Genomic DNA, 21,346 nt, shown 5'->3' on the forward strand with positions numbered 1-21,346 from the left:
GGCGAGGCTATCTATAGCCTCGCCGGCGTTTGAGGCGACGGGCGCGAAGTGCCCGTACGGGGTCAGGGGCGGAGCCCCTGGGAACGGTGGAAGGGCGGGTAGGGGACGGCCCCGCGCAGCGGCCCACCCACCCGCACCCGACCCACCGGCCCAGGCCACGGGAACCGGCCCCGCCCCGGCCCCGACGGACGGAGTCCGGCGCAGCGGGCCCGAAGCCCGGGAAGCGCCCCGGCGCTGAGCGGTGCGAGGACCGCGTCAAGGAGGGGACGGCCGGAGGCCGGCGCAGCGGCGCGAAGCCGGGGAGGCCGCCCGCGGCCGAGCCGCGCGAGCGGCGCGTTGAGAAGGGGTGCGGCGCGTGAAGAAATAGGGAGATCGGCTGATCCGATCGGGCGATCTACGGGCCGCGCTCCCCACGGCCCGTCGCTCTGCGTGAACTACGCTCAGCAACCCGAAGGCAGGGAGAGGAGCGGATCCGTGGCGGATTTCGTCGGGCGGCGGCGTGAGCTCAAGGAGCTGCGCGAGGACATCGCGCGGACCGGGCTCGACACCCTCTCGGGCCGCAAGGCGAAGGCGCCCCGCGCGCGGGTGCTGCTCGTCGCCGGGCGGCCCGGGTCCGGGCGGACCGCGCTCGCGGAGGCGTTCGTGCGCGAGGTCGGCCCCCAGTACCCCGACGGCCTGCTCCGGGTCCGGCTCACCGAGCCCGGAGGGGAGACCGTCGCCACCGAGCGGGCCGTCCGGACCCTGCTGGAGGGGCTCGGGGAGCGCACCCCGCCGGGGGCCGGCGAGGACGACCTCAGCGCCGCCCTGCGGGAGGCCCTCAAGAACCGCCGGGCGATCCTGCTCGTCGACGACGCCGCCGACCCGCAGCAGGTGGACGCCCTGCTCCCGGACACCCCCGAGTGCCTGGTCGTGGTCACCGCCGAGGGCCCGCTCACCGGCATCCCCGACGTCCGCCCCTGCACCCTCGGCGGCCTCGACCCCACCTCCGGCGTGGGCCTGCTCGCCCGGATCATCGGCGACACCCGCGTCGCCGTCGACCCCCGGGCCGCCGAGGCCCTCGCCGAGGAGTGCGGGGGGCTGCCCGCGGCGCTCACCCTGGCCGGGGGCTGGCTCGCCGCCCACCCCAAGGCCGCGGTCGCCGACCTCGCCAAGCAGCTCCACGAGATGCCCCCCGGCACCACCGGCCCGCTGGGCCGGGCCTTCCGGCTGGTGTACGAGTCCCTGCCGCAGCCGGCCCGCCGCACCCTGCACCTGCTGCCGCTCGCCCCCGCCGGATACCTCGACTCGCACACCGCCTCGGCCCTGGCCGGCTGCTCGGTGGCCGCGGCCCAGTCCACCCTGGAGGACTTCGCCGCGCTGGGCCTCGTACGGCACGCCCCGGACGGCCTCTTCCTGCTCCCCGGCTGCCTCGCGCCCCTCCTGCAGGCCCTGCTGGAGACCAAGGAGCGCCCCGCCGAGGTGCAGCTGGCGCGGGCCCGGATGCTGGAGCGGACCGTACGGCTGCTCACCTCCTGCCGGGCCATGGCCGACACCGACGAGGACGACGACGGGCTGCTGCGCGAGCACCTGGACGGGACGCCCCGGGCCCTGCGCTTCCCCGACCGCCGGGCGGCCGCCACCTGGCTCGACACCCGGCTGCCCGCGCTGACGGCCTCCGCGCACCTGGCCGTGGCGGACGGCGGGCTGGACACCCTGGCCCGCAGGCTGGTCTCCGCCCTGGTCCGGGCGCTGGCCGGGCACCGGGGCACCGACGCGGCCGCCCCCGAGCTGTACGGGCTGCACCGGCTCGTCCTGGACGTGGCCGAGCGGCGCGGCCTGCACCGGGAGCGGGCCGCCGCCCTGCTGAACCTGGCCGACCTGGACGCCGAGACCGGCCGGACCCATGAGGCCCTGGAGCGGTACCGGGCCGCGCTGGGCGCCGGGAAGGCCGCGAAGGACCCGTACGCGACGGGCCGCGCGATGGAATCCGTAGGCGGGGCGTACCAGGAGCTGGCGGACTGGCCCCGGGCCTCCGACTGGTTCGGCCGCGCCCTGGCCCACGCCCTGGCGCGCGGGGAGCGCGTGGACGAGGCCAGGCTCTACGGCCGGCTCGGCAACGTGCACACCTACGCGGGCCGCTACGGGGAGGCCCTGCGCAGCTGGCGGGCGGCCGCCGCGGGCTACCGCCGGCTGGCCGATGTCCCGGGCCAGGCAAAGGCGTTGAGCGAGATGGCGCGGGTCCAGGAGTACGCCGGCCGGCCCGAGGAATCCCTGCACACCTGCCGCGAGGCCATCGAGCTGGCGCGCCGGGCGGGGGACCAGCGCCTTCAGGCCGCGCTCCAGGTCCGGCTGGCCGACACGCTGGACCGTCTGGGCGACCCGGCGGCGGCCAGGCTGCACCGTTCGGCGGCGGACAGATTGCTGGGAGACGACCCCGCAGCCTGCGAAATCCGTAGTGTGTCCGACTGAAATTATTGGTTTGCAAGGCTAGACAGCGACTAATCCTTCATTAGACTGGCTTCACCACGACATCAGTGGTGCATCCCGTTGCGCGTTCTTGTGGGCGGGTATGTATGGAAGTGCCCCGTAATATCCCCTGAGCCAAGGACCGTGATCGACGATGAAGGTCGGCATCCCCCGCGAGGTCAAGAACAACGAGTTCCGGGTCGCCATCACGCCCGCCGGCGTGCATGAGCTGGTCCGCAACGGCCACCAGGTCTTCATCGAGCAGAACGCCGGTGTCGGCTCCTCGATCACGGACGCCGAGTACGTCGCCGCCGGTGCCGAGATCCTCGGCACCGCCGACGAGGTCTGGGCGACCGCGGACCTGCTGCTGAAGGTCAAGGAGCCCATCGCGGAGGAGTACCACCGCCTCCGCAAGGACCAGACCCTCTTCACCTACCTGCACCTCGCGGCCTCCCGCGAGTGCACGGACGCCCTGCTGGAGTCCGGCACCACCGCCATCGCCTACGAGACGGTCGAGCTCGCCAACCGCGCGCTCCCGCTGCTCGCCCCGATGTCCGAGGTCGCGGGCCGCCTGGCCCCGCAGGTCGGCGCCTACCACCTGATGCGCTCGGCCGGCGGCCGCGGCGTCCTCCCCGGCGGTGTCCCCGGCACCCACGCCGGCGAGTGCGTGGTCATCGGCGGCGGCGTCTCCGGCTGGAACGCGGCGCAGATCGCCATCGGCATGGGCTTCCACGTGACCCTGCTCGACCGCGACATCAACAAGCTCCGCGAGGCCGACAAGATCTTCGGCACGAAGATCAAGACGATCGTCTCCAACGCCTACGAGCTGGAGAAGGCCGTCGTCGAGGCCGACCTCGTCATCGGCGCCGTGCTGATCCCGGGTGCGAAGGCCCCGAAGCTGGTCACCAACGAGCTCGTCGCCAAGATGAAGCCCGGAAGTGTCCTTGTCGACATTGCGATCGACCAGGGCGGCTGCTTCGAGGACTCCCGTCCGACCACCCACGCCGAGCCGACCTTCCAGGTCCACAACTCGGTCTTCTACTGCGTCGCCAACATGCCGGGCGCGGTTCCGAACACCTCCACCTACGCCCTGACGAACGCGACCCTGCCGTACATCGTGCAGCTCGCGAACCTCGGCTGGGTCGAGGCGCTGCGCCGTGACCCGGCGCTGGCCCTGGGCCTCAACACCCATGACGGCAAGGTCGTTTACGGCCCGGTCGCCGAGGCCCACGGCCTGGAGACCCTTGAGCTGAGCACGCTGCTCGGCTGAACCGTCAACGACTGACGTCAATCTCACGTATCCGGCCGGACCTTGCCCGCAAGGTCCGGCCGGACGCGTTTGCGGCAGGCCCGTGGAGCCCGCTCAACTCGCCTCGAACGTAACCCTTTAACCCTTTCGCACACCCGCGAAACTTCGCAGTGACAGCGCGCACGCCCTTGACAGAGTGGTGTTCGGTTGCCGACACATCGTGCCGGGTCCGGCGGATTGTGTTGCCGCTGGGCGGTGACACGCCATAGAGTCGCCAACCGTCGGCATGGTGCAACGCTGACCTATCGATAAGTGTCCTGGTCACGTCCGAGGAGGTAAGACGACTTGTGAATGAGTCGACATTTGCTCCTGGAGGTGGTCGAGCAGGGACGCCTGAGCGGGGACAGGGTCCTGCCGGGCTCGAAGCTGTCGGCTCCGTCGCGGTCCGCACCTTCGCAAACCACCAGCACATGACGACGCCCCAAAAGAGCATGGACGGCCTAGACGTGAACTCCACGGCCGGCGACCACGGTGGCGATACGCCCATTGGTTTCGCCGACTACGACCAGGTGCCCGAGGGGCACTTCTACGACCCCGACGCGGAGTACGAGCCCGACCCCGAGTACGCGGCCACCCTCGCCCCCGACGCTGCCCGCCAGCGCCGCGAGCGGATCGGCCCGACCGGACGGCCGCTGCCGTACTTCCCGATCCCGGGTCCGCTGACCGACCACGGTCCGGCGAAGATCATCGCGATGTGCAACCAGAAGGGCGGCGTGGGCAAGACCACGTCGACCATCAACCTGGGTGCCGCGCTCGCCGAGTACGGGCGCCGCGTGCTGCTCGTCGACTTCGACCCGCAGGGCGCGCTGTCCGTGGGCCTCGGCGTGAACCCGATGGAACTCGACCTGACGGTCTACAACCTGCTCATGGAGCGGGGCATGTCGGCCGACGAGGTGCTGCTCAAGACCGCGGTCCCCAACATGGACCTGCTGCCGAGCAACATCGACCTGTCCGCCGCCGAAGTGCAGTTGGTGAGCGAGGTCGCGCGCGAGTCCACGCTCCAGCGGGCGCTGAAGCCCCTGATGGCCGACTACGACTACATCGTGATCGACTGTCAGCCCTCGCTCGGCCTGCTGACGGTGAACGCCCTGACGGCGGCTCACAAGGTCATCGTCCCGCTGGAATGCGAGTTCTTCGCGCTGCGCGGTGTCGCGCTGCTGACGGAGACCATCGAGAAGGTCCAGGAGCGGCTCAACCCCGAGCTGGAGCTCGACGGCATCCTCGCCACGATGTACGACTCCCGCACGGTGCACAGCCGCGAGGTGCTCGCGCGCGTGGTCGAGGCCTTCGACGACCACGTCTACCACACGGTCATCGGCCGGACGGTGCGCTTCCCGGAGACCACGGTCGCCGGCGAGCCGATCACCACGTACGCGTCCAACTCCGTCGGCGCCGCCGCCTACCGCCAGCTGGCCAGGGAGGTGCTCGCCCGGTGTCCCGCCGAGTGAGTCTGCCCGGAGCCGACGAACTGTTCCGCACGACCGGGGGGATGGCCCTCCAGTCGTCCTCGCCGCGGCGGGGCGCCGAGGAGGCGCCGGGCGGCGGCACGGGAGCGGAGCACGCGGCAGCACCGGTGGACGGCACGACGCGGGCCACGGGGGAGACCCGGGGCCGGGAGGCCGCGGAGCCCGGGGCGGGTTCGGTGGGCGCGCAGCGCAGGCCGCAGGAAGGTTCTGCCAGCGCCGGCCCCCGGCAGGGCAAGGGCCAGAGCCGGGGCGCGAACCGGCGGCCGAGCGGGCGCGAGCGGCACGACGAGAAGATCACGGTCTACGTCTCCGCGGAGGAGCTCATGGACCTGGAGCACGCCCGCCTGGTGCTCCGCGGGGAGCACGGGCTCGCGGTCGACCGGGGCCGCATCGTGCGGGAGGCGGTCGCGGTGGTCCTGGCCGACCTGGAGTCGCGCGGCGACGCGAGCATCCTGGTCCGCCGGCTCCGGGGCCGCTGAGGGAAGGGCGGGCCGGGGAGCGCCCCGCGCGGCGGCAGGCGTGCTTCCGCCCGGCCAGGGCCTAGGCTGCGACGGCGGCCGCTCGGCCGGAACCCGTACCACCCTGGACCGCGATGCCCCCGAACGAAGACGCCACCCCCCGCCCGGCCCGCCGGAGCCTGGGCCGAGGCCCAGGGGTGGCCCAGGAGGCCGCTGGGGCGCCCGCTGCGGCCCGCGAACCGGTCGGGGGCGACCGGGGGGCCGGGGAGGCCCCCCGGGCCCCTGACGCCCCGCCTGGGCGGTTCACGTTGCGGCTCGACAACTTCGAGGGGCCCTTCGACCTCCTGCTCCAGCTGATCTCCCGGCACAAGCTCGACGTCACCGAGGTCGCCCTCTCCAAGGTCACCGACGAGTTCATGGCGCACATCCGCGCCATGGGCCCCGACTGGGACCTCGACCAGACCACCGAGTTCCTCGTGGTCGCCGCCACCCTGCTCGACCTCAAGGCCGCCCGCCTGCTGCCCGCCGCCGAGGTCGAGGACGAGGCCGACCTCGCCCTGCTGGAGGCGCGGGACCTGCTGTTCGCGCGACTGCTCCAGTACAAGGCGTACAAGCAGATCGCCGCGATCTTCCAGGACCGCGCCGAGGCGGAGGGCAAGCGCTACCCCCGGACCGTGGGGCTGGAGCCGCACCACGCCGACCTGCTGCCCGAGGTGGTGATCGGCATCGGCGCCGACGGCCTCGCCCGCATCGCGGTGCGGGCCATGCAGCCCAAGGCCGCGCCGCAGGTGTACGTGGACCACATCCACGCCCCCCTCGTCAGCGTGCGGGAGCAGGCCGGGCACGTCGTGCGCATGCTCAAGGCGCGCGGCGAGGCGACGTTCCAGGAGCTCACCGAGGACGCCCCGGACACCCTCACCGTCGTCGCCCGGTTCCTGGCGCTGCTGGAGCTGTACCGGGAGAAGGCGGTGGCCCTGGACCAGCCCGAGGCCCTGCTCGGGCTCACCGTGCGCTGGTGCGGCGGGGACGGCGACGGGACGCCGAGGGTGACGGACGAGTTCGACCGAGTCGTGGAGGTGGCGGAATGACCGGGGTGCGGGACCGGGAGCGGCTGCAGCTGAAGGGTGCGCTGGAGGCCGTGCTGATGGTCGTGGACGAGCCCGCGACCGCCGAGCACCTCGCGAAGGTGCTGGACCGCACCCCGCGCGAGGTGGCGGACGCCCTCGCGGAGCTCGCCGACGAGTACACCGCCCAGCGGCGCGGCTTCGAGCTGCGGCTGGTCGCCGGGGGCTGGCGGTTCTACACCCGGCCCGAGTACGCGGCGGCCGTGGAGGCCTTCGTCCTGGACGGGCAGCAGGCCCGGCTCACCCAGGCGGCCCTGGAGACCCTGGCGGTGGTCGCGTACCGCCAGCCGGTGAGCCGTTCGCGGGTCTCGGCGGTCCGCGGGGTGAACTGCGACGGGGTCATGCGGACCCTGCTCCAGCGGGGTCTGGTGGCCGAGGCGGGCACGGAACCCGAAACAGGTGCGATCCTGTACAGGACGACGAACTACTTTCTGGAGCGGATGGGCCTGCGCGGCCTGGACGAGCTCCCGGAGCTCGCGCCCTTCCTTCCCGAGGCGGACGCGATCGAAGCCGAGACGCAAGAAGGTGTGCCGTCGTTCGATCCGGACGCACCGGACACTGACGTAGACGACGACAAGACGACGGAACTTTGATGCGAAGCAGCGGCAACGGCAACGGTGGCGGCAACAGGAACAGCGGCGGCAGCGGCGGCGGCGGGCGCGGTAACGCCCGCGGCGGCGGCTCCGGCGGCGGTGGCGGCTACCGCGGCAGCTCCGGCAGCGGCTCGGGCGGCGGCTACCGGGGCGGCTCGTCCGGCGGCTCCGGCGGTGGCGGCTACCGGGGTGGTTCCTCCGGCGGCTCCGGCGGCGGCTACCGGGGCGGTTCCTCCGGCGGCCCCGGCGGCTCCCGGGACCGCGACCGGGACCAGGCGCCCCAGCGCCCCCGCAACCCGCGCCCCGAGGAGCGCCGCTACGACGTCGGCCCCGAGGGCGAGCGCAGCGGTCGCAGCGGCCCCCGCGCCGGTGGCGGCGGTGCCCGTGGCGCGGCGGCGCGCGGCGGGGCCAAGGGCGGTCCCCGCACTCCCTCCCGCACCCCCGGCATCGGCGGCGCGGGCGGCCCGCGCAGCGGTCCGGGCAGCCGCAGCGGCCAGTCGCGCCCCCGCGAGCTGGACGCGCGGATCGAGGAGCGCGTGCGCGACCGGTACGCCGACAAGCCGGTGATCAAGACCCCGAAGACCTTCCCCGGCGCCGAGCTGGAGGGCGAGCGCCTGCAGAAGGTGCTGGCACGGGCCGGCATGGGCTCGCGCCGCGCCTGCGAGGAGCTGATCGAGCAGGCCCGCGTCGAGGTCAACGGCGAGATCGTGACCGAGCAGGGCAAGCGCGTCCAGCCGAAGGACGAGATCAAGGTGGACGGCCTGACGGTCGCCACCCAGTCCTTCCTGTTCTTCGCGCTGAACAAGCCCGCCGGCGTCGTCTCCACCATGGAGGACCCGGACGGCCGCCAGTGCCTGGGCGACTACGTCACCAACCGCGAGACCCGCCTCTTCCACGTCGGCCGGCTCGACACCGAGACCGAGGGCATCATCCTCCTCACCAACCACGGTGAGCTGGCCCACCGCCTCACGCACCCCAAGTACGGCGTGCAGAAGACCTACGTGGCGGCGATCACCGGCTCGCTGCCGCGCGACATCGGCAAGCGCCTCAAGGAAGGCATCGAGCTGGAGGACGGGTACGCCCGCGCCGACAACTTCCGCGTCGTCGACCAGGTCGGCAAGAACTACCTGGTCGAGGTGACCCTCCACGAGGGCCGCAAGCACATCGTCCGCCGCATGCTGTCCGAGGCGGGCTTCCCCGTCGACAAGCTCGTGCGGACCGCGTTCGGCCCGATCGAGCTGGGCGACCAGAAGTCCGGCTGGCTGCGCCGCCTGACCAACACCGAGGTCGGCATGCTCATGCGCGAGGTCGGTCTGTAGTCCGCGCCCCCGCTCCGTCGAAGCCCGCAGTGCCCCAGGCACTGCGGGCTTCCGCGTTCTCCGGGGCCGCTGCCCCCCGTGCGGTGCCTTGCCCGGGGCCGCCGTCCGTGTTTATAGTCAGGGTGACTATTAAAGGGAGCGGGTGGGCCGTATGGGCTGGAACACGAGCTGGACCGAGATCCTCGGCTTCGCGACGGGCGCCGTGTGCGTCTGGCTGGTGGCCCGGCAGCACACCGCCAACTGGCCGGTCGGGATCGCCAACAACCTCTTCTTCATCGTGCTGTTCACCCGGGCGGGCCTCTACGCCGACGCCGGGCTCCAGATCGTCTTCATCGCCCTCGCCGCCTACGGCTGGTGGTCCTGGACCCACGGGGGTGGACCAGGAACCGCCGGAGCCCTGCCGGTGCGCCGCACCACGCGCACCGAATGGGCCTGGCTGCTGGTGGCGGGGGCGGTGGGGACCGCCGCCCTCACCCTGCTGCTCGACCGGGTCAGCGACTCCACCGTCCCCTTCTGGGACGCCCTCACCACCGGGCTCTCCCTCATGGCCACCTACGGGCAGTGCCGCAAGCTCCTGGAGTCCTGGTGGCTGTGGATCGCCGCCGACCTCGTCTACATCCCGCTGTACGCGTACAAGGGGCTGTACCTGACCTCGGTCCTCTACGCGGGCTTCCTCGCCCTGTGCGTGGCCGGCCTCGTCGGCTGGCACCGCACGCTCCCGGCACGCGGCGCCCGTACGGCCCTGGAGGCGACGGCATGAGCGGCGGCAAGCGCTACGGCCACGGGCTGGTGCTCGGCAAGTTCTACCCGCCCCACGCCGGCCACCACCACCTGGTGCGCACCGCCCAGGACCAGTGCGAACGGCTGACCGTGCTGGTCTGCGCCGCCTCCGTCGAATCCGTGCCGCTCGCCGACCGGGTCGCCTGGATGCGCGAGGAACACCCCGGCGCGGAGGTGGTCGGCGCGGTCGACGACGTCCCCGTCGACCTGCACGACCCCGGCATCTGGGAGGCGCACATGGCGATCTTCCGGGGCGCGGTCGGCCGGCGCGTGGACGCCGTCTTCACCTCCGAGGAGTACGGGACCGAACTCGCCCGCCGCTTCGGCGCCGAGGAGGTCTGCGTGGACCCGGCGCGCACCCTGTTCCCGGTGTCCGGGACCGCCGTGCGCGAGGACCCCGCCGCCCACTGGGAGTTCCTCGGGCCCGGCGTACGGGCCGCGCTGACCCGGAGGATCGTCGTCCTGGGCGCCGAGTCCACCGGCACCACCACCCTCTCGCGGGAGCTCGCCGCGCACTACCGCCGCCGCGGCGGGGTGTGGGCGAAGACCGGCTGGGTCGCCGAGTACGGCCGGCAGTACAGCGAGGAGAAGCTCGCCGCGGCCCGCGCCGTCGACCCGGCGGCCTCCTGGGAGGACATGACCTTCACGTCGCGGGAGTTCCCGGTGATCGCCCGCCGCCAGGACGAGGCGGAGGAGCGGGCCGCCCGGCTCGGCTCGCCCGTGCTCTTCTGCGACACCGACTCCTTCGCCACCGGCATCTGGCACGAGCGCTACCTCGGCGGCCGCAACGCGGAGGTCGAGAGGATCGCCGCCCGCCGCCCCCGCGACCTGTACCTGCTCACCGACCACGAAGGAGTGCCCTTCGAGGACGACGGACTGCGCGACGGGCCCGAGCTCAGACCCTGGATGACCGCCCGCTTCCGCCGGCAACTCACCCGCACCGGCAGACGTTTCCTGACCGTGGGCGGGGACCGGCGGACCCGGCTCGACGCGGCCGTGGCGGCGGTCGACGGCCTGCTCCACGAAGGCTGGCAGTTCGCGGCGCCCCTCCCGGAGCGCCGGTGAACTACGACCCGTACGCCTTCGAGCCCTTCGCGGTGACCGTCGACCTCGCCGTCCTCACCGTCCGCGGCGGCACCCTGCACGTCCTGCTGATCCGGCGCGGCCAGGAACCGTACGCGGGCGCCTGGGCGCTCCCCGGCGGCTTCGTCCTGCCCCGGGAGTCCGCCGAGACGGCCGCCCGCCGGGAGCTCGCCGAGGAGACCGGCCTGCCGCCCGCCCTGGTCACCGCCCTGCACCTGGAACAGCTGCGCACCTACAGCGAACCGGACCGGGACCCCCGCATGCGGGTCGTGTCGGTCGCCTTCACCGCCCTCGTCCCCGACATGCCCGAACCGGCCGCGGAAGGCGGCGGCGACGCCGACCGGGCCCGGTGGATGCCGGTCGGCGAGGCCGCGGAACTCGCCTTCGACCACGGGCTGATCCTCGCGGACGCCCGGCAGCGGGTGGGCTCCAAGCTGGAGTACACCTGCCTCGCCACCGCCTTCTGCCCGCCCGAGTTCACCCTCGGCGAGCTCCAGGCCGTCTACGAGACCGTCTGGGACACCTCCCTGGACCGCCCCAACTTCCGCCGCAAGGTGCTCGCCACGCCCGGCTTCGTCCAGGCCGTGCCCGGCGCCGCCCGGCTGACCGGCGGCCGCGGCAAACCCGCCGCGCTGTACCGGGCCGGCCCGGCGACCGCCCTCCACCCGCCCCTGCTCCGCCCCTCGGAAGGACCCACCCTGTGACCGCCACCAAGCGTGCCGCTACGGGCGCCCTCGTAGGCCTGGCCCTCGGCGACGCCCTCGGCTTCCCGACCGAGTTCAACGACGTCCCGTCGATCCTCGCCAAGACGGGGCCGTGGCGTCAGATGGCGCTGCCCCGCCCCGCGATCGTCACCGACGACACCCAGATGACCCTGGCCCTGGCGCGCGGCATACGGACCGCCGCCGGGCGGGGACCGGTCGGCCCGCTCCGGCTGGCCCGGCCGGTCCGCGAGGAGTTCGTCGACTGGTACCAGTCCCCGGAGAACAACCGCGCCCCCGGCAACACCTGCCTGCGCGCCTGCGCCCTGCTCAAGGACCCGCAGCGCGAATGGCGGGACGCCAGCCAGGTCGGCTCCAAGGGCTGCGGCGCCAACATGCGCGTGGCCCCCGTGGGCCTCGTCCCCGGCTGGACCGACGAGGAGCGGGCCGGCGCCGCCCAGCTCCAGTCGGCCCTCACCCACGGCCACCCCACCGCGCTCGCCGCCTCCGACCTGACCGCCCGCGCCGTACACCTCCTCGCGCAGGGCACCGAGGTCACCGGGCTGGTCGGGCTGCTGCGCTCGTACGCCCTGGAGAACCGCACCCGCTACCACGAGCGCTGGCTCGGCGACCTCTGGATGCGCACCGCCTCCGACGCCTCGCCCGAATCGTTCATCGCCCGCGGCTGGGACGAGTGCCTGGGCGTCCTGGACCGGCTCGCCGCCGCCCTGCGCACCCCCTCCCCGGAGACCGACCCCTGCCTGACCACCGGCCAGGGCTGGATCGCCGAAGAAGCCCTGGCCACCGCCCTCCAGTGCTTCCTGCTCTTCCCGGACGAACCCCTCCTCGCCCTGCGCCGCGCCGCCTGCACCGCTGGCGACTCCGACTCGATCGCCTGCCTGGCCGGCGCCTTCGCCGGAGCCCACCTCGGCGCCGACGTCTGGCCCCGCGACTGGGAGGGCCGCATCGAGTACCGCGAGGAACTCCTCGCCTTCGGCGCCCTCTGGGACGCGTGACCCGTGCTGGACGCCATGGCCATCGACCTCGCCCCCGTCGTCGCGGAGCAGCCCGACCCGCTGCTCTTCGCCACCGTCTCCGGGGCCCACCTGTACGGCTTCCCCTCCCGGGACTCCGACATCGACCTGCGCGGCGCCCACCTGCTGCCGCCGCGCGCCCTGCTCGGCCTGCGCGACCCCGAGGAGACCCGCACCCGGATGTGGGAGGACGACGGGGTCGAACTGGACCTCGTCACGCACGACCTGCGCAAGTTCGTCCGCCTGATGCTGCGCCGCAACGGCTACGTGCTGGAGCAGCTGCTGTCCCCGCTGGTGGTGCACACGACCGAGGCGCACGCCGAGCTGGCCTCGCTGGTCCCCGGCGTGCTCACCGGCCACCACGCGCACCACTACCGGGGCTTCGCCAACACCCAGTGGCGGCTCTTCGAGAAGACGGCCGAGCTGAAACCCCTGCTCTACGCCTTCCGCGCGCTGCTGACCGGCATCCACCTGATGCGCTCCGCCGAGGTGCAGGCCCATCTGCCGACGCTGCTCGACGAGGTGCCGGAGGCCCCGGCGTACCTGACCGGGCTGATCGAGGCCAAGACGGCCGCGGAGCACGGCGGGTACGAGGGGCCCGAGGCCGACGCGGTCGGGCGGGACTTCGCCGCGCTGCACGCGGTGCTGGACGCGGCGCAGGCCCGCACGGCGCTGCCGGAGTACGTGAGCGCGTACGAGGAGCTCGACGAGTTCGTCGTACGCCACCGCACCGGGACCCCGACCTAGAGGGCCGAGGCGCGGCGGGTGCGGTGGAGGAAGTCCGCCACGCGGGCCTCGTCCGGGCCGACGGGCAGCGGGCTGGTGGAGAGGGCCGCCTCGGCCTCCTCGGCGAGGCGGGTCATCCAGGCGTCGACCTCGTCCCAGCCCGCCTCGCCCCGCTTGACCGCGAGGAACCGCTCGCGGTCCTCGCCCGCGTCGATCGTCAGGCGGCCCGTGCGCAGCAGGTCGCGGCAGGACACCAGCAGGCGCAGCAGGTGCATGGCGTGCTTCCAGCGAGGGGCGCCGTGGACGCGGACGTCCGCGAGGAGCTTCTTGTGCTGGGAGACCGCGTACCGGCTGAAGGTGGTGTGGGCCCGGCGGGAGAGGAAGGCGGCGCGCAGGGACAGCAGTTCCCCGCCCACCGGGGTGAGCCGCTCCACCAGCGGCGAGTGCAGGCACTCCAGGATGTTCGGGTTGGCGCGCAGGGCCAGCTCGCAGAAGCGCTCCAGCTCCCAGGAGAACTCCTCCTCCCGGGGCCCCTCGACGTGGGTCGGGGGCTTCTCGAACCGCCAGAAGAGCGGCGTGGGGGCGAGGTAGACACCGCGCCGGTCGGTGTCGCTCGCCTCCGTGGCCAGCCCGAAGGCGCGGGAGCCCATCACGCAGGCGTAGATCGTGTGGTCCCGGACCAGGGTGAGGTCGTCCATCCCGGGAGGGTAGGCGGGGCGGCGCCCGCTAGGCGAGCGAGATTTCCCCCTCCGGCGACACGGTGATCTTCTTCTCCGCGAGCGGCTTGACCGCCGGCCCGTGGGCCACGGCCCCGTCGGCGACCTTGAACTTGCTGCCGTGGCAGGGGCAGTCGATCGTGCCGTTCTCGACCTTGTCCACCAGGCAGCCCTGGTGCGGGCAGACGGCCGTGAAGCAGCGGAAGGAGCCGGCCGTCGGCTGGGTGACCACCACCTTCTGCTCCTTGATGACGGTGCCGCCGCCGACCGGTACCGCGGAGGCCTTCACCAGCGGCTCCGCGACCGCGCCCGGCGCCGAGGCACCCGGGGAGGCGCCCGTCTGAGGGGCGGACGCGTTGCCGGCGCCGGTGTCGGGCTTCTCCGTGTCGGACCCGCAGGCGGCGAGGGTGCCGCCCGCCAGGACGGCGGCTCCGGCCGCCAGTACGGTGCGCCGGGCGGTGTTCGAGTCGGTCATGCGGGGCTCCTTGCTGGATGGCCGGGATGCGAGGTGCATCCTGGCGTGCGGCGGGCCCCAGGAGAAGCCCGCCACACCGGCTGTCTCACTCCGGGAGCCGGGGGACCAGGTCCGCCGGGCCGCCCGGAGTGCGTACGACCTCCCACACGCGGGACACGGCGTCGCGGTTCAGCGGTCCGTGGACGTGGGGGTACGGGTCCCCGGGCCCCGTCCGGCGGACCTCCGCCGTCAGGGCGGCCTCGTCCAGCTCCACGGCGAGCAGGACCCCGGGCACCCCGCGGTAGTGGGAGTCCGCGATGGCCAGCACGGTGGGCCGGTCCGCCGAACAGTGCACGAAGCCCTCGGAGGCCAGCGAGGCGGGGGCGTACGGGGAGCCGGGAGCGGCGCTCCAGTCGGCGAGCGGAACGATGTGGAAGATCATGCCGGTGGTTCTACCGCACCGCGCCGGACGGCCGTGCGCCAAGTGGCGGTACGGGGTGATCCGGGTGACATTGTCCGTGTCTCGAAGCCGGGCCCGCCGCTGACGCGCGTGCGCCCGGTCCCCCTTCGAAAGGCAAAAAGGACCATGGCGGGAAACGACCTCGGTTCACTCCTCGGCGGACTCCTCGGCGGCGGGCAGGGCGGCAGTGCCGGCGGCGGCGCGGCGCCCGGCGGCGCGGGCAACATCCTCGGCGCGCTGCTCGGCGCCCTGCTGGGCGGCGGCGGCCCCGGAGGCGCCCAGGCCGCAGGCGCCCAGGGCGCCGGGGCGAACAACCCCCTCGGCGGGCTGCTGGACATGCTGACCAAGTCCGGACTCGCCGACCAGGCGCAGTCCTGGATCGGCACCGGCGAGAACCAGCCCGTGAGCGGCACCCAGATCAAGGAGGCGCTGCCGGACGACGCCCTCCAGCAGGCCGCGCAGCAGGCGGGCGTCAGCCCCGACGAGGCCGCCGACCAGCTGGCGCAGGCCCTCCCGCAGGTCGTCGACAAGCTGACCCCGGGCGGCCAGGTGCCGACCCAGTCGCTGGAGGACATCATCCGGCAGCAGAACCTCTGACCGCCGGCGAGATCGTCCGTGAGGACCCGGCCCCGTCCACAGGGCGGACCGCCGGGTCCTTCCGCGGTACCGAGTGGCTACCCTGAGTCAGGCCCGGCCCGTCGTTACGCGATCACCCTTGGAGCACCCCGTGAGAACCGCCGTCGTCATCGGAACCGGACTGATCGGCACCTCCGCGGCGCTCGCCCTGACCGCCCGGGGCATCAGCGTCCACCTCGTCGACCACGACCCGGCGCAGGCCCGCACGGCCGCCGCGCTGGGCGCCGGCACCGACGACGCCCCCGAGGGCCAGGTGGACCTGGCGATCGTCGCCGTACCGCCGGCCCACGTCGCAGCCGCCCTGGCCGACGCCATCGGGCGCGGACTGGCCCGCGCCTACGTGGACGTGGCCAGCGTCAAGGGCGGCCCGCGCCGGGAGCTCGCCGCGCTGGGCGCCGACACCTCCGCCTACATCGGCACCCACCCCATGGCCGGCAAGGAGCGCTCCGGCCCGCTGGCCGCGACGGCCGACCTGTTCGAGGGCCGGCCCTGGGTGCTGACCCCGACCCGGGAGACCGACCACGAGGTCCTCAACCTCGCCCTGGAACTCGTCGCACTGTGCCGGGCCGTCCCCGTCGTGATGGACGCCGACGCCCACGACCGGGCGGTGGCCCTCGTCTCCCACACCCCGCAGCTGGTCTCCAGCATGGTGGCCGCCCGCCTGGAGGAGGCCGACGAGACGGCCGTCCGGCTGTGCGGGCAGGGCATCCGCGACGTGACCCGCATCGCGGCCTCCGACCCCCGGATGTGGGTGGAGATCCTCTCGGCCAACCCGGGACCGGTGGCCGACGTCCTCGCGGGCATCGCCGCCGACCTGGCGGAGACCGTCGAGGCGCTGCGCGGCCTCCAGTCCGCCGACGAGACCGAGCGCAAGGGCGGCGCGGCAGGCATCGAGGACGTCCTCAAGCGCGGCAACGCCGGCCGGGTCCGGGTCCCCGGCAAGCACGGCGCGGCGCCGACGGCGTACGAGACCGTGGGCGTGTTCATCAGCGACAAGCCCGGCGAGCTGGCGCGGATCTTCGCGGACGCCGGCCGTGCCGGGGTCAACATCGAGGACGTGCGGATCGAGCACGCCACCGGCCAGCAGGCCGGTCTGGTCCAGCTCATGGTGGAGCCCCGGGCGGTCGCCTCCCTGACCGCCGAGCTCCGCGAGCGGGGCTGGGCGCTGCGGCAGCAGTAGCCGTCCCCGGCGGCGGGTCCCCGCCGCCGGGGACGACCGGCCGGGAACGGCGGGCGCCCGGGGCCGGTAACCTGGTGCGGGGGCGCTTTTGGCGCGCCCGCACACGTACGCGCAACCAGGAAGGTGCCCGCACCGTGGAAACCGCCGCTCCGTCCGCCGTGATCGTCGCCATCGACGGTCCCTCCGGCACGGGCAAGTCCAGCACCTCCAAGGCCGTGGCCGCCAAGCTCGGGCTGCGCTACCTGGACACCGGTGCCCAGTACCGGGCCATCACCTGGTGGATGATCACCAACGGCGTCGACACCGACGACCCGCAGGCGATCGCCCTCGCCGCCGGCAAGCCGGCCATCGTCTCCGGCACGGACCCGGCCGCCCCCACCATCACGGTGGACGGCCTGGACGCCTCCGGCCCGATCCGCACCCAGGAGGTCACCTCCAAGGTCAGCGCGGTCAGCGCCGTCCCCGAGGTGCGCACCCTGATCACCGACCTCCAGCGCTCCATCGCCGCCGAGGCGGCCGAGGAGGCCGACGGGATCGTCGTCGAGGGCCGGGACATCGGCACCACCGTCCTGCCCGACGCCGACCTCAAGATCTTCCTGACGGCCTCGGCCGAGGCCCGCGCCGCCCGCCGCAGCGGCGAGCTGCGCGGCAAGGAGGCCGCCGACCTCGCGGCCACCAGGGAAGCCCTGATCAAGCGGGACGCCGCCGACTCCGGCCGCAAGACCTCCCCGCTGGCCAAGGCCGGCGACGCGGTCGAGGTCGACACCACCGAGCTCACCCTCGACCAGGTCATCGAATGCGTCGTGACCCTGGTCGAAGAGCGGCGCGCCAAGTGAGCGGTACGCCCTCCCCCAGGGGTGCGGCGGTCGGCAGGCGCATCGGCATCGGCCTCATGTACGGGCTGTGGAAGCCGCGCGTGCTGGGCGCCTGGAAGGTGCCCGCCTCCGGCCCCGTCATCCTGGCCGTGAACCACGCGCACAACATCGACGGACCCATGGTCATGGGCACCGCGCCGAGGCCGCTGCACTTCCTGATCAAGAAGGAGGCGTACGTCGGCCCGCTCGGCCCCTTCCTGGAAGGGATCGGGCAGGTCAAGGTGGACCGCGGCGGCACCGACCGGACCGCGATCTCCCGCGCCCTCGGCGTCCTGGAGAACGGCGGCGCCCTGGGGATATTCCCCGAGGGCACCCGGGGCGAGGGAGACTTCGCGTCCCTGCGCGCCGGGCTCGCCTACTTCGCCGTCCGCAGCGGCGCCCCGGTCGTCCCCGTCGCCGTCCTGGGCAGCACCGAGGCCAAGGGCCGGCTGGTCAAGGGCCTGCCGCCGCTGCGCAGCCGGGTCGACGTGGTCTTCGGCTCGGCCTTCGACGCCGGCGACGGCACGGGCCGTCGTACGCGCACCGCGCTGGACGAGGCCACCGCACGCATCCAGGGACGGCTGACCGCCCACCTGGCCGACGCCAAGCGCCTCACCGGGCGCTGAGCGAGACTTGAAACCAGTAGTGGAACCGCGCTGCGCGGGCGCCACCGATCACCACGAACGACGAGGAACGGACTTCATGAACGACCAGCACGACCACGGAGCACTTGGCGACGCCGAGTACGCGGAGTTCATGGAGCTCGCCGCGGAGGAAGGCTTCGACCTCGAAGACGTCGAAGGCGCGATCGAGGAGGCCGGTCACGGCCCGCTCCCCGTCCTCGCCGTCGTCGGCCGCCCGAACGTGGGCAAGTCGACCCTGGTGAACCGCATCATCGGCCGCCGCGAGGCCGTCGTCGAGGACAAGCCGGGCGTCACCCGCGACCGCGTCACGTACGAGGCCGAGTGGGCCGGCCGCCGCTTCAAGGTCGTCGACACCGGCGGCTGGGAGCAGGACGTCCTCGGCATCGACGCCTCCGTCGCCGCCCAGGCCGAGTACGCCATCGAGACCGCCGACGCGGTCGTCTTCGTCGTGGACGCCAAGGTCGGCGCCACCGACAGCGACGAGGCCGTCGTCAAGCTGCTGCGCCGGGCCGGCAAGCCCGTCGTCCTGTGCGCCAACAAGGTCGACGGCCAGAGCGGCGAGGCCGACGCGGCCTACCTGTGGTCCCTGGGCCTGGGCATGCCGTACCCGGTCTCCTCGCTGCACGGCCGCGGCACGGGCGACATGCTGGACGCCGTCCTGGAGGTCCTGCCCGAGGCCCCCGCGCAGACCTTCGGCGGCGCCGCCATCGGCGGACCGCGCCGGATCGCCCTCATCGGCCGCCCGAACGTAGGCAAGTCCTCCCTGCTGAACAAGGTCGCCCGCGAGGACCGCGTCGTCGTCAACGAGCTGGCCGGCACCACCCGCGACCCGGTCGACGAGCTGATCGAGCTCGGCGGCGTCACCTGGAAGTTCGTGGACACCGCGGGCATCCGCAAGAAGGTCCACCTCCAGCAGGGCGCCGACTACTACGCCTCGCTGCGCACGGCCGCCGCCGTGGAGAAGGCGGAGGTGGCGGTCATCCTGATCGACACCACCGAGAACATCAGCGTCCAGGACCAGCGCATCATCACCATGGCCGTCGAGGCCGGCCGCGCGATCGTCATCGCCTACAACAAGTGGGACGAGCTGGACGAGGAGCGCCGCTACTACCTCGAGCGCGAGATCGAGACCGAGATGCAGCAGGTCTCCTGGGCGCCCCGCGTCAACGTCTCGGCGAAGACCGGCCGCCACATGGAGAAGCTGGTCCCGGCGATCGAGGCGGCCCTCGCGGGCTGGGAGACGCGCGTCCCGACCGGCCGGCTGAACGCCTTCCTCGGCGAGATCGTCGCGGCCCACCCGCACCCGATCCGCGGCGGCAAGCAGCCCCGCATCCTGTTCGGTACCCAGGCGGGCAGCAAGCCGCCGCGGTTCGTCCTCTTCGCCTCCGGCTTCCTGGAGCACGGCTACCGGCGCTTCATTGAGCGCCGCCTGCGCGAGGAGTTCGGCTTCGAGGGCACCCCGCTGCACATCTCGGTGCGGGTGCGCGAGAAGCGCGGCGCGCAGTACAAGAAGAAGAAGTAGCGGCGGTCCGGGGTCAGTAGCCCCGGCGCGGAGCGGGCGGCAGGGCCGCCGGGATGTGCTGCATCCCGGTCTGGTGCTGCCGCCCGCCGCCGTATCCGGAGCCGGTGCCCGCGTACGAGTACAGCGGCTGGACCACCTGCTGCGGGACGTACGAGGGCTGCCAGCCGTCGGCCTGCTGCCACGCGGAACCGTTCCAGCCGGTACCGCCGCCGCTGCCGTACGAGGTGCCCGTGCCGCCGCCGTACGGGGTTCCGCCGTACCCGGTGCCGTACGAGAAGGCGGTGAAGCCGAGGTCCTCCTCGCCCGTACGGTCGCCCGGCAGCGCCCGGAAGGCGCGCAGGTACTCCGAGTACAGGCTGTCGTAGATCGGGGTGTGCGAGGCGCTGCTCGCACGGAACGGGGCGCGGGAGGGGTCGTATGAATGCACGTATCAGCCAACGAAACCGGCGCCCTGCGGATGCGGGGTGACGGGGCGGAAAACGCAGATCGCCGGGGGTGCGCGGGACGGACCGCGCACCCCCGGCGCATGCCGTCCGGCCCTCTCGGCAGGGGACCGGACGGCCGTTTCGGCGGGGAGGGGTGGGGCTCAGGCGCCCGGCGTACCGGCCAGCGGCATCGAGGCGCCGACCAGCTTGCCGTTGCTCGCGGCCTTGTCCAGGGCGTCGCGGAGCAGGTCCTCGCGCGGCTGCTGGCCGATGGAGCCGACCGGGGCGGCGTAGATGAGCACGCGCTGGGTCTTGTTGACGGCGGCCCGCCAGCCGTCGGTGACGCCCAGCGCCTGGTGGGCCTGCCACCAGGCCACCTGGGGTCCCCCGTCGGTGCCGGGCTGGAGCACGGCGTGCAGCTGGCCGGCGGCCAGCAGGACCGACCAGCCGGCGAGGGGGGAGGGGACCTCGTTGGTGTCGGTGACCGGGATGAAGCCCTGCTCGATGAGGAGGGGGAGGAAGTCGTCGCCGGGACCGGTGGTGCCGGGGCGGGCGATCGGCGCGGTCGGCTCGACGACCAGCGCGGGGTGCAGCTCCCCGGCGATCAGGACGAGGCCGCTGGTGATGCCGAGGACGGCCTGGCCGCCGGGGACCGACTGCGGGGACTCGCCGCCGGCCTGCTCCGGGGCGGGGGCCGGGCTGTCGCCGGTGATGCTGCGCACCGCGCCCTGCAGCTGCTCCTCGGAGACGGGGACGACCTGGGAGGGGATGCAGTCGGCGTGGGCGAAGGCGAGGACGGCGGTCTCCTCGCCGACGAACAGCACGGTGCTGGTGCGGACCGTCTCCGGGTCGCCGGGGGTGCGGCAGGAGGTGCAGTCGTAACTGCCCGGGGCGTCGTCGCCGGTGAGCAGCCTGTCGGCTTCTTCGTCACCGATCTCGGCACGTACCTCATCACTGACGTCGAGCATGCGCGGCACGGGGTGGCTCCTCATTCGTGCGGAGGCCGGGGGGTTCCCGGCTCGCCGGGATCAACGGCGCGGCGGTGGCCGGGGTCACGCCGTTTGAGGGAACGGAATCGAACCGGCCACCCGGAAGAGTGAACCGTCCGACTGCGGCTTCTCGTTCATGCCAACTGTTGTCCCTTCGTGCGCAGTTGGAGCCGCTTTTCGAACGCCTCGGGGGTGTGCGGGTCGTCCGGCACCTCAGCCGTCCGGGTGGGGCGCCGAGGAGTGCCGCGTGGCGGGGCGGGGGCGGTGGCGGAGGCTCCGTAGCGTGTGCCGATGCCCGATCTGTGTACGCGGAGGGCGGCGGCCGCCGTGGTGGCCGCGGCGGTCGCCGCGCTGGTGCTCGTTCTCCCGTCGGGCGGCGGCGCGGCCGCCGCCCCCCCCCCGCCCCCCCCCGGGGCCCCCGGGGGCGC

The 21,346-nt window shown here is 73.6% G+C and carries 22 protein-coding genes; 17 read left to right on the forward strand and 5 right to left on the reverse strand.

The annotated features are described in order from the left end of the window. The first annotated feature begins 429 nt into the window (after positions 1-429). The 12 genes from ACQKM2_RS38495 to ACQKM2_RS38550 all read left to right on the forward strand — a co-directional run bounded on the left by ACQKM2_RS38495 (position 430) and on the right by ACQKM2_RS38550 (position 13,059). Positions 430-2,448: a tetratricopeptide repeat protein gene (locus ACQKM2_RS38495; protein ID WP_427718280.1), complete on the forward strand. Its 2,019-nt coding sequence runs from the start codon at positions 430-432 to the stop codon at positions 2,446-2,448. Positions 2,449-2,599: 151 nt separating this feature from the next. Next, a complete protein-coding gene (ald, locus tag ACQKM2_RS38500; RefSeq protein ID WP_362466291.1) occupies positions 2,600-3,715 on the forward strand; it encodes an alanine dehydrogenase in 1,116 nt (371 codons plus the stop codon). Between the two features lie 326 nt (positions 3,716-4,041). Next, positions 4,042-5,202 carry a ParA family protein gene (locus ACQKM2_RS38505; protein WP_125604141.1) on the forward strand — a complete coding sequence of 387 codons (1,161 nt, stop codon included), beginning with the start codon at positions 4,042-4,044 and terminating at the stop codon, positions 5,200-5,202. After that, complete coding sequence (locus ACQKM2_RS38510; protein WP_427718285.1) at positions 5,187-5,699, forward strand: hypothetical protein; 513 nt, start codon at positions 5,187-5,189, stop codon at positions 5,697-5,699. Before ACQKM2_RS38505 ends, ACQKM2_RS38510 begins: the two co-directional genes overlap by 16 nt. Positions 5,700-5,812: 113 nt before the next feature. Next, positions 5,813-6,766 (forward strand): segregation and condensation protein A, encoded by a 954-nt coding sequence (locus ACQKM2_RS38515; protein WP_427718288.1) that lies wholly within the window; start codon positions 5,813-5,815, stop codon positions 6,764-6,766. Then, on the forward strand, positions 6,763-7,395 hold the full coding sequence (gene scpB / locus ACQKM2_RS38520) for an SMC-Scp complex subunit ScpB (RefSeq protein ID WP_427718290.1): 633 nt from the start codon (positions 6,763-6,765) through the stop codon (positions 7,393-7,395). Before ACQKM2_RS38515 ends, scpB begins: the two co-directional genes overlap by 4 nt. Next, complete coding sequence (locus ACQKM2_RS38525) at positions 7,395-8,714, forward strand: pseudouridine synthase (RefSeq protein ID WP_427718292.1); 1,320 nt, start codon at positions 7,395-7,397, stop codon at positions 8,712-8,714. Before scpB ends, ACQKM2_RS38525 begins: the two co-directional genes overlap by 1 nt. Before the next feature lie 151 nt (positions 8,715-8,865). Next, entirely contained in the window at positions 8,866-9,474 is a 609-nt protein-coding gene (gene pnuC / locus ACQKM2_RS38530; RefSeq protein WP_427718295.1) for a nicotinamide riboside transporter PnuC, read from the forward strand. Beyond that, entirely contained in the window at positions 9,471-10,559 is a 1,089-nt protein-coding gene (locus tag ACQKM2_RS38535; RefSeq protein ID WP_427718297.1) for an AAA family ATPase, read from the forward strand. Before pnuC ends, ACQKM2_RS38535 begins: the two co-directional genes overlap by 4 nt. Continuing rightward, positions 10,523-11,281: an NUDIX hydrolase gene (locus ACQKM2_RS38540; RefSeq protein ID WP_427718328.1), complete on the forward strand. Its 759-nt coding sequence runs from the start codon at positions 10,523-10,525 to the stop codon at positions 11,279-11,281. The genes ACQKM2_RS38535 and ACQKM2_RS38540 overlap by 37 nt, the downstream gene beginning before the upstream one ends. After that, entirely contained in the window at positions 11,278-12,294 is a 1,017-nt protein-coding gene (locus tag ACQKM2_RS38545) for an ADP-ribosylglycohydrolase family protein (RefSeq protein ID WP_427718299.1), read from the forward strand. The genes ACQKM2_RS38540 and ACQKM2_RS38545 overlap by 4 nt, the downstream gene beginning before the upstream one ends. 3 nt (positions 12,295-12,297) lie before the next feature. Then, positions 12,298-13,059 carry a nucleotidyltransferase domain-containing protein gene (locus tag ACQKM2_RS38550; RefSeq protein WP_427718302.1) on the forward strand — a complete coding sequence of 254 codons (762 nt, stop codon included), beginning with the start codon at positions 12,298-12,300 and terminating at the stop codon, positions 13,057-13,059. Here the strand turns inward: ACQKM2_RS38550 and ACQKM2_RS38555 are convergent. The 3 genes from ACQKM2_RS38555 to ACQKM2_RS38565 form a co-directional block, all read right to left on the reverse strand. Further along, entirely contained in the window at positions 13,056-13,736 is a 681-nt protein-coding gene (locus ACQKM2_RS38555; protein WP_427718304.1) for a nucleotidyltransferase domain-containing protein, read from the reverse strand. The genes ACQKM2_RS38550 and ACQKM2_RS38555 overlap by 4 nt on opposite strands. Before the next feature lie 28 nt (positions 13,737-13,764). Further along, complete coding sequence (locus tag ACQKM2_RS38560) at positions 13,765-14,229, reverse strand: Rieske (2Fe-2S) protein (RefSeq protein ID WP_427718307.1); 465 nt, start codon at positions 14,227-14,229, stop codon at positions 13,765-13,767. Between the two features lie 85 nt (positions 14,230-14,314). Continuing rightward, positions 14,315-14,650 carry a DUF952 domain-containing protein gene (locus ACQKM2_RS38565; protein WP_427718309.1) on the reverse strand — a complete coding sequence of 112 codons (336 nt, stop codon included), beginning with the start codon at positions 14,648-14,650 and terminating at the stop codon, positions 14,315-14,317. 144 nt (positions 14,651-14,794) lie between these two features. Between ACQKM2_RS38565 and ACQKM2_RS38570 the strand changes: the two genes are divergently transcribed. From ACQKM2_RS38570 to der, 5 genes are all read left to right on the forward strand, one after another. After that, a complete protein-coding gene (locus ACQKM2_RS38570; protein WP_427718311.1) occupies positions 14,795-15,265 on the forward strand; it encodes a YidB family protein in 471 nt (156 codons plus the stop codon). Positions 15,266-15,395: 130 nt separating this feature from the next. Next, the gene (locus tag ACQKM2_RS38575) at positions 15,396-16,484 is read left to right on the forward strand and encodes a prephenate dehydrogenase (protein ID WP_427718314.1); all 1,089 of its coding nucleotides are present in this window, start codon (positions 15,396-15,398) and stop codon (positions 16,482-16,484) included. Between the two features lie 134 nt (positions 16,485-16,618). After that, a complete protein-coding gene (gene cmk, locus ACQKM2_RS38580; protein WP_427718317.1) occupies positions 16,619-17,320 on the forward strand; it encodes a (d)CMP kinase in 702 nt (233 codons plus the stop codon). Then, positions 17,281-17,964, forward strand: a complete 684-nt coding sequence (locus ACQKM2_RS38585; protein ID WP_427718320.1) for a lysophospholipid acyltransferase family protein — start codon at positions 17,281-17,283, stop codon at positions 17,962-17,964. Before cmk ends, ACQKM2_RS38585 begins: the two co-directional genes overlap by 40 nt. A gap of 76 nt (positions 17,965-18,040) precedes the next feature. Further along, positions 18,041-19,504: a ribosome biogenesis GTPase Der gene (gene der, locus ACQKM2_RS38590; RefSeq protein WP_427718323.1), complete on the forward strand. Its 1,464-nt coding sequence runs from the start codon at positions 18,041-18,043 to the stop codon at positions 19,502-19,504. Positions 19,505-19,517: 13 nt separating this feature from the next. Here der and ACQKM2_RS38595 read toward each other — a convergent pair whose 3' ends face one another. Beyond that, positions 19,518-19,931 (reverse strand): hypothetical protein, encoded by a 414-nt coding sequence (locus ACQKM2_RS38595; RefSeq protein WP_427718325.1) that lies wholly within the window; start codon positions 19,929-19,931, stop codon positions 19,518-19,520. A gap of 159 nt (positions 19,932-20,090) precedes the next feature. Next, positions 20,091-20,906: a hypothetical protein gene (locus ACQKM2_RS38600; RefSeq protein WP_042800715.1), complete on the reverse strand. Its 816-nt coding sequence runs from the start codon at positions 20,904-20,906 to the stop codon at positions 20,091-20,093. Between the last annotated feature and the right edge of the window lie 440 nt (positions 20,907-21,346).

It is taken from the genome of Streptomyces sp. NPDC004126, assembly GCF_050275515.1.
Taxonomy (GTDB): domain Bacteria; phylum Actinomycetota; class Actinomycetes; order Streptomycetales; family Streptomycetaceae; genus Streptomyces.

Bases quoted from the DNA above. Each gene is read 5' to 3' on its own strand.
- ACQKM2_RS38535 (WP_427718297.1), top strand. From the start codon at position 9,471: ATGAGCGGCGGCAAGCGCTACGGCCACGGGCTGGTGCTCGGCAAGTTC.
- ACQKM2_RS38560 (WP_427718307.1), bottom strand. From the start codon at position 14,229: ATGACCGACTCGAACACCGCCCGGCGCACCGTACTGGCGGCCGGAGCC.
- ald (WP_362466291.1), top strand. From the start codon at position 2,600: ATGAAGGTCGGCATCCCCCGCGAGGTCAAGAACAACGAGTTCCGGGTC.
- ACQKM2_RS38515 (WP_427718288.1), top strand. From the start codon at position 5,813: ATGCCCCCGAACGAAGACGCCACCCCCCGCCCGGCCCGCCGGAGCCTG.
- ACQKM2_RS38555 (WP_427718304.1), bottom strand. From the start codon at position 13,736: ATGGACGACCTCACCCTGGTCCGGGACCACACGATCTACGCCTGCGTG.
- ACQKM2_RS38570 (WP_427718311.1), top strand. From the start codon at position 14,795: ATGGCGGGAAACGACCTCGGTTCACTCCTCGGCGGACTCCTCGGCGGC.
- pnuC (WP_427718295.1), top strand. From the start codon at position 8,866: ATGGGCTGGAACACGAGCTGGACCGAGATCCTCGGCTTCGCGACGGGC.
- ACQKM2_RS38565 (WP_427718309.1), bottom strand. From the start codon at position 14,650: ATGATCTTCCACATCGTTCCGCTCGCCGACTGGAGCGCCGCTCCCGGC.
- der (WP_427718323.1), top strand. From the start codon at position 18,041: ATGAACGACCAGCACGACCACGGAGCACTTGGCGACGCCGAGTACGCG.
- ACQKM2_RS38525 (WP_427718292.1), top strand. From the start codon at position 7,395: ATGCGAAGCAGCGGCAACGGCAACGGTGGCGGCAACAGGAACAGCGGC.
- ACQKM2_RS38585 (WP_427718320.1), top strand. From the start codon at position 17,281: ATGCGTCGTGACCCTGGTCGAAGAGCGGCGCGCCAAGTGAGCGGTACG.
- scpB (WP_427718290.1), top strand. From the start codon at position 6,763: ATGACCGGGGTGCGGGACCGGGAGCGGCTGCAGCTGAAGGGTGCGCTG.